At 58.3% G+C, this 12334-nt stretch carries 11 protein-coding genes; 9 read left to right on the plus strand and 2 right to left on the minus strand.

The window, feature by feature from the left end:
- Positions 1-26 precede the first annotated feature (26 nt).
- Together EV130_RS27065 and EV130_RS27070 are read left to right on the plus strand one after the other, a co-directional pair.
- Positions 27-788, plus strand: a complete 762-nt coding sequence (locus EV130_RS27065; protein WP_074061146.1) for a class I SAM-dependent methyltransferase — start codon at positions 27-29, stop codon at positions 786-788.
- Positions 789-790: 2 nt separating this feature from the next.
- Positions 791-1777 (plus strand): fatty acid desaturase family protein, encoded by a 987-nt coding sequence (locus EV130_RS27070; protein WP_132552597.1) that lies wholly within the window; start codon positions 791-793, stop codon positions 1775-1777.
- A gap of 45 nt (positions 1778-1822) precedes the next feature.
- Here EV130_RS27070 and EV130_RS27075 read toward each other — a convergent pair whose 3' ends face one another.
- A complete protein-coding gene (locus tag EV130_RS27075; RefSeq protein WP_132662241.1) occupies positions 1823-2656 on the minus strand; it encodes a class I SAM-dependent methyltransferase in 834 nt (277 codons plus the stop codon).
- A 335-nt stretch (positions 2657-2991) separates the two neighbouring features.
- Between EV130_RS27075 and EV130_RS27080 the strand changes: the two genes are divergently transcribed.
- Both EV130_RS27080 and EV130_RS27085 read left to right on the plus strand, forming a co-directional pair.
- Complete coding sequence (locus EV130_RS27080) at positions 2992-4173, plus strand: ATP-grasp domain-containing protein (RefSeq protein WP_245520127.1); 1182 nt, start codon at positions 2992-2994, stop codon at positions 4171-4173.
- Positions 4170-5384 carry a Gfo/Idh/MocA family protein gene (locus tag EV130_RS27085; protein WP_132662243.1) on the plus strand — a complete coding sequence of 405 codons (1215 nt, stop codon included), beginning with the start codon at positions 4170-4172 and terminating at the stop codon, positions 5382-5384. Before EV130_RS27080 ends, EV130_RS27085 begins: the two co-directional genes overlap by 4 nt.
- Before the next feature lie 229 nt (positions 5385-5613).
- On the opposite strand, the gene EV130_RS27090 is transcribed toward EV130_RS27085, so the two are convergent.
- Positions 5614-6723 carry a DegT/DnrJ/EryC1/StrS family aminotransferase gene (locus EV130_RS27090; protein ID WP_132552601.1) on the minus strand — a complete coding sequence of 370 codons (1110 nt, stop codon included), beginning with the start codon at positions 6721-6723 and terminating at the stop codon, positions 5614-5616.
- 198 nt (positions 6724-6921) lie between these two features.
- Here EV130_RS27090 and EV130_RS27095 point away from each other — a divergent pair, with 198 nt between their 5' ends.
- The 5 genes from EV130_RS27095 to rfbA are packed head-to-tail and all read left to right on the plus strand — an operon-like array spanning position 6922 to position 12327.
- A complete protein-coding gene (locus tag EV130_RS27095; protein ID WP_132662245.1) occupies positions 6922-8898 on the plus strand; it encodes a CgeB family protein in 1977 nt (658 codons plus the stop codon).
- 19 nt (positions 8899-8917) lie between these two features.
- Positions 8918-9496, plus strand: coding sequence for a dTDP-4-dehydrorhamnose 3,5-epimerase (rfbC, locus tag EV130_RS27100; RefSeq protein WP_132662247.1), 579 nt, complete (start codon positions 8918-8920; stop codon positions 9494-9496).
- Between the two features lie 5 nt (positions 9497-9501).
- A complete protein-coding gene (gene rfbB, locus EV130_RS27105; RefSeq protein ID WP_132662249.1) occupies positions 9502-10554 on the plus strand; it encodes a dTDP-glucose 4,6-dehydratase in 1053 nt (350 codons plus the stop codon).
- A gap of 5 nt (positions 10555-10559) precedes the next feature.
- Positions 10560-11447 (plus strand): dTDP-4-dehydrorhamnose reductase, encoded by an 888-nt coding sequence (gene rfbD / locus EV130_RS27110; RefSeq protein WP_132662251.1) that lies wholly within the window; start codon positions 10560-10562, stop codon positions 11445-11447.
- A gap of 10 nt (positions 11448-11457) precedes the next feature.
- Positions 11458-12327, plus strand: coding sequence for a glucose-1-phosphate thymidylyltransferase RfbA (gene rfbA / locus EV130_RS27115; protein ID WP_132662253.1), 870 nt, complete (start codon positions 11458-11460; stop codon positions 12325-12327).
- Positions 12328-12334: the final 7 nt, after the last annotated feature.

The following is a 12334-nucleotide window of genomic DNA, read 5'->3' on the forward strand; positions in this document are numbered from 1 at the left end:
AAGAAATCTCAAAGGATTGAATCACAATGGACGGAATCACGGGTTCAGGGATGCAGAAGCTCATTGAAAGCGCCGCGGCGTTACGCTCCGCGCTTGTCGCGAAATCGGGGATCTACGAACTTAAACTGCGCACTCTTTTAGAACTCGCCGAGGAGTTGAAGATCGCGAAAGAGTATACGGCCAGCCTGCCCCCGATAGAAATCGGCAGCATCACGCTGGTGGACCAGGTTGTCCTGGTGCTGCTCGCCAAGATCGTGAAGCCCCGGAAGATCATCGAAATCGGCACTTACAAAGGTTTCACCACACGCCTTTTCATCGAAAACACGCCTGACGATTGCGAGGTGGTCTCAATCGACCTGCCGAAGGGCCTCACGGCGCACCTTGCCGAGACTGACGAGCGCAGCGCTTTGTCGTCCGCAGAGCAGAATGACGATTATCTCCGCAAGCGCCAGGAAATCGATGGCGAGGCCTATCTGGCGTCGATCACCGAGGCGCAAAGGAGGCGCCTGACGCTCGTCAAGGAAGACTCGACGACGATCAATTTCAAGGAGACCTTCCAGTCGGCCGAGATGATCTTCATCGATGGCGGGCATGAGCACCAGATCGTCCGCGCCGATACGGAAAACGCATTCGGCATCGTCAAGCGCGGCGTCATCGTCTGGCATGACTACAATTCTAAGATCCACGGGGACGTCAGCGAGTATTTGGCGGAGTTCTCGCAGTCGCAGGTGGTCTTCCATGTCGCAAACAGCCTTGTGGCCTTTGCGCTGGTCAACATTGAGCTCTGAACATGGGGGCGAGCGAGATCAAAATCGGCAGCCTTTTGACGAAGGACGAGTTCCGGGAACTCACGGCGTCGAACGACCCGATCGCTTGGTGCCACCTCGCACTCAGGATCGGCATCCATGCCGGCTTGCTTTTCGCGATGATCCGCGCATGGGAAGGCGGCTTTCCCGCGCTTGCCTTCGCAGCCTTTTATATCAACGCTGGCCTATGGCAGTTCGCCGGCTATGCCGGCATCGGCCATGAACTGTTTCACAAGAAGGTCTTCAGCAGGAAATTGCTGAATACACTGTTCTTCAAGCTGTTTTCCTATTTGACCTGGAACAATCCGAGCTATTTCGAAAAGAGCCATCAGTTCCACCACGCGTCCACTTTTCATGAGGATGACATCGAAATCTATCGCGATTTTCCGCTCGACTGGCTGGGTGCGTCGCGCCTCGTCCTGCTTGATTATCAGAGCCTTTGCAGGCGGATCCTCTATGCGCTCTGCAATGCCTTCGGCTACGAAGCGTACTTCGGCAAAGGCATCCGACTGAGACTGATGCCCCCCGAGCGACGCGAAGCACAATCCGACGCGATCTCCATGCTTGCGCTCAACACCAGCTGCCTGGTCTTGTTTTTCCTGGCGACACGGTCGCCTGCCCTGACCGTCATGTTTTTCATCACGCCGTTCGTCGCATCGCTCCCCAATCGCGTTTTGGCGCTTGCCCAACACATCGGTCTTGAAGACCACAAGGACGAAAGCGCGCTTCTCTTTTCAAGAACAGTCAATCTGCCGGTACCGGTCGCTTTCTTCTATGCCAACATGAATTATCACGCCGAGCACCATCTGCTGCCGTCCGTTCCCTATTACAATTTGCCGAAGCTGCACGATATCCTGAATGCCAAGCTCAAGATGGAGCGCGAGGAGAAGGAATTCGGCTATCTCTTCACCCGAGACTTCTGGAGCTCGGTCGCTGTATCGGCAAGATCGGAAGGCAAGGCCGGTGCCTGAATGAGAGGCTGAAGCGTTCTGTGCGCTCCAGGCCTCCCGGCGCAATCAGCCCTTGGGTGTCAAGACCATGAAGCGCATGACGTTTGGCCTGCCCTCGGAGCAAATGAGGTAGCGGTTGTCGTCGGTGAAATCGTTCAATTCCTGAAACTGCGTCAGATCCCTGGCTGCAGGAGCTATGAATTCGACATTGAACAGCGCTGAGGCCGAGGAGAGGAACCGTGTATATTTTTCCCAGAAATCCTCAACCCAGTTATGGATCTCGATGACGATCATCGCCTGTTTCAGGCCCTCCAAAGAAACGTCGTCAAAGATTTCGAATTCCGCACCCTCGGCGTCGACGAGAACGATTGTTTTCGACAGATCAAGGTGGCTGAGCTTTTCATAGAACCGCCTGTCTGCGGCCCCGTAAATTTGGATCCTGTCCGAGGTCGAATTCGACTCGGCATTCGATGCAATGGTGCGCTGCCCTTCCTCGCTCAACTCGAAGCAGACGGCGTTCTTCACCCTGGCCGACCGAAGCATGCCGATTGCGTAGTATCCATCGGCGGCCCCGACATCGACGAAGCTCTCAAAGCCATCCAATCTTTCGGAGAAGAGAAAATCCAATATTTCCTTCTCATAGAGGCCCAAGAGCATCGACCCGAAGTCGCCACCGCCCCACCAGTTGTTCTTCGCAAGCGAAAGTCCCTTGAACGGACCATATTTCACCACCCCGCCAAGAAGATCGTAGATCTCTGACGACACGCGTCTTCTTCGCTGAAGAATCGTTTCCGCGCGCCATTGCTCCCGCATCTCCATTGTCGCGCGGGACTGCCGTTCAAACACCTTTTGGAAGAAGATACGCTCGCCTTCAATCAGATCAGGCAGTTTTTCGTTCATTGCGCGGTGTCTCTTTTCGCAGCTGCAGTCTGCATCTCTGGCCGATGCGGAGGTTGGAATCACGGCTGAAAGCGTATGAGATGGTAACCCGCTTAACAAGGCGGCCCGACTGCTTCCCACAAACAAGGTAGCGGCCACGGAAATGAAGTCTGACGCCGTCCGGCCTCAGGCGGCAAGCCTCAGGTAACGCCCGCATCCTATGACTCTCGCCATCGCGTCCGTTTTCGCCTTTCGCATATCGAAAACGGACGACGTGCGACTGCACACCCTGTTATCGGCTGTGCCGTTCCAACAGGCCATCGTCAGCGCATCTGAGGCGTGGAGTGGATTTGAGAATGACCAAGAGAGCATTGCTCGTCGGCAGTAACTTCAGCGCAGTTCCTCTTCTGTTCGCTTTGAAAAGGCGCGGCCTGCATATTTCCGTGTGCGGAAACCGACCGGATGAACCATGCCACGCTCATGCGGATCAATCGCATTTCATTGATTACAGCGATCCGAACGCGCTGCTTTCCCTCGTCGAAAAAGGCGATTTCGACTTCATCGTGCCGACGGGCAATGACGTCGCCTACATGTCGACAACTTTCGTTGCCGGAAAACTCGGATTTCCGCGCTTCGATTCCATGGAAACCGCAACCATCATTCACACGAAGCATGCATTCCGTCGCTTTACCGAACGGAACGATATCCCTGCCCCGCGCTCGGTGCGCCTGCAGGGTGATTCGCCAATCGAGACCGGGGCGCTGCGCTATCCGCTGCTGGTGAAGCCGAGCGATAGTTTCAGCGGCCGCGGCGTCACGAAGATCTTTGACAGAGCAGAACTTGCCGCCGCCGTCGCCGATGCCAGAAGGAACTCGCGCTCTGCCGGGGTCGTCATCGAGGAGTTCATCGAAGGCAGCCTGCACAGCCATTCAGCCTTCATCAAAGATCAGGAGATCGTGTTTGACGTCTTCGTCGATGAATACTGCACGGTCTATCCCTACCAGGTCGATTCATCGAACCATCCCTCACGCCTTTTCGAAACCGTTCGCTCGAAGACGCGAGCCATCATGGCGCGCGTCGTCAAGCTGCTGGGACTACAGGACGGCCTGATCCACACGCAGTTCCTGTCGAATGGCGACGATGTCTGGATCATCGAATGCATGCGGCGCTGCCCCGGCGATCTTTATGGTTCGCTCGTAGACCAGTCTCTCGGCATCGATTATGCCGACCTCGTCATAACGCTGTTGCTCGGCGAGGCATTCTCGGTCACCCCGCGCTTCGATCCACCGCTGTTCTTCGGGCGTCACACGATCACTTCCGACACGCCGTCGACGCCGTTTTCCTTCTCGCACTCCATTCCGTCATCCGATGTCCGCATCTTGCAGCTCAAGACCACCGGCAAACCGATGAACTCGGCGCCGTTCGACAAGCTCGCCATCCTCTACGCACGCTTCGGGACGCGCGATGAGATGCTGAAGGTGACGCCGGACTTCAAGACATTCATTTCACTTCAAACGATGCAGGGAGATCTCGCATGATCCGCTCAAGACTGGGAGTACCCGAGAAGCTGCGCCTCGCTTTTTTAGGCGGTGCCGTCAATTCTGCCGTGGGTCGCGCCCATCGCGATGCAATCGAGCTTGATCAGAAATTCGATCTCGTCGCCGGTTGCTTCAGCCGCCACGACGACATCAATCGGGAGACTGCGCGGCAGTATCGCATCCTGCCGGAACATTGCCACGCCGACTTCGACACTCTGCTTGCCAAGGAGGCCGGCAATATCGACGCCCTTGTCGTGCTGACGCCGACTCAACAGCATACGAAGCAAGTCGTCGCAGCGCTCGAGGCGGGCGTCTCGGTGATCTGCGAAAAGGCCCTTGCCGGTTCGAGTGCCGAAGCCCGGATGATCGGCGCAGCCCGCGCGAACGGAGGGTTCTTGGCCGTGACCTACAACTACACGGGATATCCCATGCTTCGCGAAATCCGCAGCATGGTCGAGCACGGAATTTTCGGCGATCTGCAGCAGATCCATATCGAGATGCCGCAGGAGACCTTCCTCCGTTTCCGACGCGACGGGACGCCGATGACGCCGCAGGATTGGCGCTTGCACGACGGTATCGTGCCAACGGTCTCGCTCGATCTCGGCGTTCATGTGCATTCGCTTTTGTACTTCCTGACGCAGCGGAAGCCGGAAGAAGTGTGCGCAACCAGCCAGAGCTTCGGCAACTTTCCGCAGGTGCTCGACAATGTCCATGCGCTCGTGCGCTGCGCCGGCGGCCTGCATTGCAGTATGTGGTACGGCAAGACCGCGCTCGGGCAGCGCAACGGCCTGCGAGTGCGGCTCTACGGCTCCAAGGCGTCGATCGAATGGCACCAGGAAGTCCCCGAAGTCGCCTATTTCTACGACCGTAACGGCCGCAAGCAGATCCTCGATCGGGCCAGCCCGGACATCGTGATCGCCAATGATGCGCGCTATGAGCGCTTCAAGGCAGGCCATCCGTCAGGCTTCATCGAAGCCTTTGCGAATTACTATGCCGACCTTGCCGATTCCCTGCTGCAATGCAGGGCAAATTCCGCACGCCTGGCCCATCCCTATGTGCTCGGACTCGAGGAGGCGGAGGAAGGACTGCGGCTGCTGGAAGCAATCGAATGCTCGCGGCTCGAAAACAGATGGGTCGAGGTTGAGCCGCAAGGCATATTCCGCTCGGGTAAGGAGCGGATCGAAGTCCGGGCTCCGCAACTGGCGCTCTAGCCAAGCGCCTATGAGAATGAAAGGATGCGGCGCGTGATCTATGATAACGCCGCATCCTGATGAACAACCGTCCACGATGCGTAACCTGCAAATTTCATAGGCAGCGCCAATCCGCTGGGACGGAGCTTGCTCTGACCTCTGAAACAAACGAGCCACCGGCCTGCTATTTGCGCGATCTCGCGCCGCAGGTCTTTCAATCCGCCGCCGGGCGACAGTCGAATATCGTGCTCTAGGCCGACTCGATCAGCGTGCAGACCTTATCGACGATCTCCATCCCCATGTCCGGATAAATGGGAAGGCAAAGCACCTGTTGGGCGGCTGCAGTTGCGACCGGCAGGTTCGATTGCTGTGCGGATGGCAGACTGCGATACATCGAGAACGTCGAGATCAGCGGATAGAAGTAGCGACGCGGGTGAATGCCGTTCTCCTTCAGCCGCTCATACAGTCCATCGCGCGAAATGGGATAGCCGGGACGGACGAGGATCGGAAAATAGGAGAAGTTGGACACCGTCTCGCCGGAACGGTCCAGGCATTCGATCCCCGCGATGCCGCCAAGCCGCTCGCGATAGGCGCGGTCGATCACCTCGCGGCTTTCAAGCGCGAATTTGATGTATTTCAGCTGCAGCAGGCCGAGCGCGGCGTTGAATTCGCTCATCTTGCCGTTCGTGCCCGGCGCCACCACGGTGACTTCATCGACGTAACCGAAGTTCTTCAGCTGGTCGATCCGTGTCTTCGTCTTCGCGTCCGGGCAGATGATCGCCCCGCCTTCGAAAGTGTTGAAAACCTTCGTCGCATGGAAGCTCAGGACCGAAAGGTCGCCGTGATTGAGGATGCTTCCCCGCCCGTCCTCAACGCCGAAGGCATGGGCGGCGTCATAGATGACCTTGAGATTGTAAAGATCGGCAATCTTCTGAATCGAATCGACGTCGCAAGGGTGGCCATAGCAATGCACCGGCATGATCGCCGTCGTCTGTTGGGTGATTGCCGCCTCGATCTTTGCCGGATCGAGATTGAGCGTTACCGGATCGATATCGACGAAGACGGGTTTCACGCCGTTCCACAGAAGCGAATGCGAGGTGGCCACGAAGGAATAAGGCGTGGTGATGACCTCGCCGGTGATGCGCAGTGCCTGAAGTGCAGTCAGCAGCCCAACGGTGGCGTTGGAGAACAGGCTGATATGCTTGACGCCGAGATGGCTGCACAGTTCCTGCTCCAATTGCTGATGAAATGGTCCGCCATTGGTCAGGATGCGGTTGTTCCAGATCGCTTCCAGCGATGGAATGAATTCCTCGAGCGGCGGCAAGCTGGGCCTCGTTACAAAGATCTTTTCGTTTTTCATGACCGCCGTCCGAAGGTTGGGCATATCGCGCAAATTGGGCTTGGTCCAACATCATGCTTCAACCTGTTCCCAGGCTGACCAGCAAAAGTCCTCGCGAACAGTGTGGCGCAAGCTTCACGTCCAATAGTCGCACCCAGAAAAGACCGAATGCCGTTTCATCAATCACGGAGACGGCAGCCATGCGCGAAGGACGATGCCTTGACGATCAATCAGCCCATTTCCGCTCTGCCGGCCGACCTTCCTGATCTGGCGTCTCTCACGGAAAAAGCTGCCAGCACCGGATCGGTCATCGTCTATCAGCCCTATCTCGATCCTTCGCAACGCGGCCAGCTTGACAAAGCTGCAGTGCCGCTCGACATTTCATTCAATACGCAGGCTTCAACTCGCGAATACGAGCTCTTCCGTATCCTGCATCAACATCATGGTGCGATCGGCCTCGGCGACGACGTGTTCTGGGGGCTGCTTTCCAGCAAATTCGAGATGAAGTCCGTCACCAGCTTCCCCTCCTTCGTTACCGAGGCGGAAAAGGCCAGGGCGGAAGGTGCCGATGCGTATCTTTATAATCCGCTGATCGGCCATGCGGCAATCTACAGCAATGTCTGGGAACATTCTCTGCTCGGTGGCCATCCCGGCATGGAGCCGATCTTCCTGCACATCCAGAAGCTCGGTCTTCCAATCGCGCCGCCGCAGGACAAGACAGCCTTCATGTTCTGCAACTATTTCTGCGGCAACCGGAAATTCTGGTCCGGGTATTTCGCCTTTTGCGAACGCATTCTCGAATCGCTGGAAAACGAAGCGCGGCTCGGCACGGCGGCGGGCACCGCTTATGCAGGTGCGGCCCACTACTCACGCGATGCCAGCGCGAATATGCGTCCCTTTGTGATCGAGCGTCTGCTCGGTCTTTATGTCCAGCAGGCTGTCACCACAGGATTGAAGATCACCGCCTTCGTACCGACAGTCGCCGATTTCGAGTGGAAGTTCGGCGTCCGCCTTGGCCGTATGCTGCATAGTCTCTTCGCCGCCAAGGAGGCCTTTCTGCAAAGTCGTGACCAAGCTCTCCTGACCTCCTGGCAGGAGCGCCGCCAGCCGTTGATCAAGCAGCCGCATCTCATCTGGGGCGCCGACGACCCCCCTGCCTGGATGCCGCGCGGCCAGTTCATCGGTGGCCGCGAATTGATACGCGCCTATGCTCCGCAGGCTTCAGGTGCCTCCCCAATGAAACGGGAAGCCGTACATGCTCAAATACCCGCGGCGCCTACCGTAGCGAAGATCGAGCCGGCGCTCCGCAACGCAATGCAGCCCTTTGCGGGCGGATGGCAGAAGCACAAGGACCGTCATTGCATCTGGATCGTGACACCCGCCAATTACAATCATAGCCACGCCTTCGACGAGGTCGCGCTGGGCCTGCAGGGCGCCTTCGAGGAACTCGGCGGCTCCGCACCGATCGTTCGCGACATGGACGCTTTCGCGGGCCGTGCGCCGATCATCTACGGGGGTAATCTTCTCCCTGCCGAAATCGTTGGACATCTACCCAAGGACAGCGTCGTCATCAATCTCGAGCAAGTCTCCGAGGAAAGCATCTGGATCAATCCGCGCTACACCACGATCCTGAAGTCGCTGCCGGTTCTCGATTACAGCCCGCGCAATCGGGAAAACCTCGCAGCCAAGGGCATCGAACACGCAGGCGTGCTGGAAATCGGTTACAGCGGCTGCCTCAGCCAGATAAAGCACGCCCCCGTCAAGGATATCGACGTCCTCTTTTACGGCTCGATGAACGAGCGTCGCCACCATATCCTGAAGACTCTGGAACAGGGAGGGCTGAAGGTCGCACATCTATTCAACATCTATGGTGCGGAACGCGATGCGGCCATTGCCCGCGCCAAGATCGTCATCAACATCCATCATTATTCGAGCGGCGTCTTCGAAATCGTGCGGATTTCCTATCTGCTCGCCAACTGCGTTTGCGTGCTGAGCGAAGGCGACACCCGCGATCCGGACCTCCAGCCGTTCATCGGCGGTCTGGCGATCGAGCCCTACGACACCATGATCGAGCGCTGCCACAAGCTGATTGCAGATGCCGATGAGCGCAATACCATAGCCGCGAAGGGTTTCGCGGCTATGAAAGGACGCTCGCAGGCAGAAATGCTAATGAACCTCATGAAGGACGTTCGATGAGAACGGCAGAAAGGTAGTCATGCGTATTGAGACCACTGCCATCGAGGGCATTGTCGCGATCACGCCGCCACGCTTCGGCGATCACCGCGGCTATTTTTCCGAGGTATTCAAGGATGCCTGGTTCCGGCAAAATGTGGCCGACGTCACCTTCATCCAGGACAATGAATCGTTTTCTGCTGCGCCCGGAACCGTCCGGGGACTGCATTTCCAGATACCTCCCTTCGCACAGGCAAAGCTGGTGCGCTGCCTTGCCGGCCGTATCATGGATGTCGTCGTCGACATCCGTACCGGCTCACCGAGCTTCGGCAACTGGCTCTCCCGGGAGCTCTCGCTGGAAAACGGCACGCAGCTCTGGGTGCCGCCCGGCTTTGCGCATGGCTTCGCCACGCTCGAGCCCAACAGCATCATCAGCTACAAGGTGACCGCCCCCTACAACCCGCAGCATGACCGCGGTATCGCGTGGAACGACCCGGCTATCGGCATTCGCTGGCCGATAGACGAGAAAGCCATCGTGCTGTCCGACAAGGACAGGACGTTGCCGCGGCTGGCCGACTTGCCCAAGCTCTTTTCCTATTCAGCAAAACAACCCGAGGATTGATGAGGATGCGCATACTGGTGACGGGCGGAGCAGGCTTCATCGGATCGGCACTGGTGCGCCATCTCGTCGGCGAGATCGGCGCCGAGGTGCTGAATGTCGACAAGCTGACCTATGCCGGTAATCTGGCATCCCTGGCGCCCATCGAAGCGTCGCCTAACTACCAGTTCCTGCGCGCCGACATCTGCGATCGCGCCAAGATCCAGGAGGCATTCGCCTCCTTCCGCCCGCACATCGTCATGCATCTCGCCGCCGAAAGCCATGTCGACCGCTCGATCTCGGGAGCTGCCGATTTCATCCAGACCAACATCGTCGGGACGTTCAGCCTGCTGGATACCGCACGGCTCTATTGGGAGGGCCTTGATGCCCGTGGGAAGAGTGCCTTTCGCTTCCTGCACGTCTCGACGGACGAAGTCTACGGCTCGCTCGGCGACGAGGGTCTTTTCGAGGAGACAACCTCCTATGATCCGTCCTCGCCCTATTCGGCCTCCAAAGCCGCCAGCGACCATCTGGCAATTGCCTGGCACCGCACCTACGGTCTGCCGGTGGTCGTCTCCAACTGCTCCAACAACTACGGCCCGTATCACTTCCCGGAAAAGCTCATCCCGCTGATGATCTTGAATGCGCTTGAAGGCGAGCCGCTGCCGGTCTACGGCAACGGCGCCAATGTCCGCGACTGGCTCTACGTAGAAGACCACGCCCGCGCGCTCTACACCATCGCCTCCCGTGGCCGCCCCGGTGAGAAATACAATGTCGGCGGCCGCAATGAGCGCCGGAACATCGACGTCGTTCAGCGCATCTGCGCCATACTCGACTGCGTCTACAAGGAAAATGCCCCGCACGCGCAGCTGATCACCAACGTCACCGACCGCCCCGGACACGACGCACGCTACGCGATCGATGCCTCCAAGCTCGAAAGCGAACTCGGCTGGAAGGCTGAGGAAACCTTCGAAACCGGTATCGAGAAGACCGTACGCTGGTATCTCGAAAACGAATGGTGGTGGCGGCCGCTGCGCGAAAACGTCTATTCCGGTGAACGCCTCGGCGTCTTCAAGGGGTGATAGCGATGCGCATTGCCGTCACCGGCAAGCAGGGCCAGGTCGTCCAGTCTCTGCTCAGGCGAGGCGCTGGGAAGGGTGTCGAAATCATCGCGGTCGGGCGTCCGGAAATGGATCTTGCCGATCCCGCCAGCATTGCCGCTGCCCTTTCGATCGTAAATCCCGATGTCATTGTCTCGGCTGCCGCTTATACGGCGGTCGACAAGGCCGAGAGCGATGCCGACCTCGCTTTTGCCGTCAACGCGGCAGGTGCTGCAGCGGTTGCCGAATCTGCCGCGCGAATCGGTGTGCCCGTCGTCCACATTTCGACCGACTATGTCTTCAGTGGCGACAAGCCGTCAGCCTATACCGAAGAGGATATGACAGGGCCAATCTCCGTCTACGGGCAGTCGAAGCTTGCGGGTGAACGGGCCGTGGCGGCGGCAAACCCGAATCACGTCATCCTGCGTACCGCCTGGGTCTATTCGCCCTTCGGCGCCAATTTTCTGAAAACGATGCTGCGGCTTTCCGAGACGCGCGATCATCTCCGCGTCGTCGCCGACCAGACCGGATGCCCGACTTCTGCGCTCGACATCGCCGACGCGATCCTTGCGATCGCATCCCGTCTCGTCACGGACCCGGCACCATCGCTCCGCGGCACCTTTCACTTGACCGGCAGCGGTGAAGCGAGCTGGGCGGATTTCGCCGAGGAGATATTCGTCGAACTTCACAAACTTGGCGGCAAGAGCATTCGCGTCGAACGCATCACGACGGCGGACTATCCGACGCCGGCGAAGCGTCCGGCCAATTCACGCCTCAGCTGTGAGAAGCTCGCCACCCGATATGGACTGCGCCTGGCGGACTGGAAGCAATCCATGAGGATTGTCATGCAGGTCATTCTTAACAAAGGCTTCTAGGGAGATTTGGATGAAGGGTATTATTCTCGCCGGGGGTACTGGGACTCGTTTGCACCCGATCACCCAGGCCGTCTCGAAACAGCTGATGCCGGTCTACGACAAGCCGATGATCTACTATCCGCTGACGACGCTGATGCTTGCCGGCATCCGGGACTTCATGATCATTACCACACCGCAAGACGTCGAAGCCTTCAAGCGCCTTCTCGGCGACGGATCGCAATGGGGCATCTCGCTGACCTATGCCGTGCAGCCGAGGCCTGACGGCCTCGCGCAGGCTTTCATCATCGGTGCCGACTTCATACATGGCGACACCTCGGCACTGGTGCTCGGCGACAACATCTTCTATGGCCACGGCCTGCCGGAAATCATGAAATCCGGCACCAGCCGCCTTCAAGGCGCGACGGTCTTTGCCTATCACGTCACTGATCCGGAACGCTACGGCGTCGTCGGCTTCGACGCGAAGATGAATGCGCTGTCGATCGAAGAGAAGCCCAATGAGCCGAAATCGAACTGGGCGGTGACCGGCCTTTATTTCTACGATCAGCAGGTGGTCGACATCGCCGCCAATCTGAAGCCGTCGCCGCGCGGTGAATTGGAGATCACCGATGTCAACCGCACATATCTCGAGCGCGGACAACTCTTCGTGGAAGTGATGGGCAGAGGCTATGCCTGGCTCGACACCGGCACACCGGACAGCCTCCTCGACGCTGCAGGTTTCGTCAGCACGCTGGAGAAACGTCAGGGCTTCAAGATCGCCTGTCCCGAGGAAGTCGCCTGGCGCATGGGATATATCTCCCAGGATGAGCTTGCCAAGCTCGCCGAAAGGCTCGGCAAGAGCGCCTACGGACAATATCTGACGAAACTCTCCTCCGACTGGTGAGCCCGCT

The organism is Rhizobium azibense, from assembly GCF_004342325.1.
Classification (GTDB): Bacteria; Pseudomonadota; Alphaproteobacteria; order Rhizobiales; family Rhizobiaceae; genus Rhizobium; species Rhizobium etli_B.

Coding starts and splice junctions, on each gene's coding strand:
- EV130_RS27065 (WP_074061146.1), top strand. CDS start 27: ATGGACGGAATCACGGGTTCAGGGATGCAGAAGCTCATTGAAAGCGCC.
- EV130_RS27070 (WP_132552597.1), top strand. CDS start 791: ATGGGGGCGAGCGAGATCAAAATCGGCAGCCTTTTGACGAAGGACGAG.
- EV130_RS27075 (WP_132662241.1), bottom strand. CDS start 2,656: ATGAACGAAAAACTGCCTGATCTGATTGAAGGCGAGCGTATCTTCTTC.
- EV130_RS27080 (WP_245520127.1), top strand. CDS start 2,992: ATGACCAAGAGAGCATTGCTCGTCGGCAGTAACTTCAGCGCAGTTCCT.
- EV130_RS27085 (WP_132662243.1), top strand. CDS start 4,170: ATGATCCGCTCAAGACTGGGAGTACCCGAGAAGCTGCGCCTCGCTTTT.
- EV130_RS27090 (WP_132552601.1), bottom strand. CDS start 6,723: ATGAAAAACGAAAAGATCTTTGTAACGAGGCCCAGCTTGCCGCCGCTC.
- rfbC (WP_132662247.1), top strand. CDS start 8,918: ATGCGTATTGAGACCACTGCCATCGAGGGCATTGTCGCGATCACGCCG.
- rfbB (WP_132662249.1), top strand. CDS start 9,502: ATGCGCATACTGGTGACGGGCGGAGCAGGCTTCATCGGATCGGCACTG.
- rfbD (WP_132662251.1), top strand. CDS start 10,560: ATGCGCATTGCCGTCACCGGCAAGCAGGGCCAGGTCGTCCAGTCTCTG.
- rfbA (WP_132662253.1), top strand. CDS start 11,458: ATGAAGGGTATTATTCTCGCCGGGGGTACTGGGACTCGTTTGCACCCG.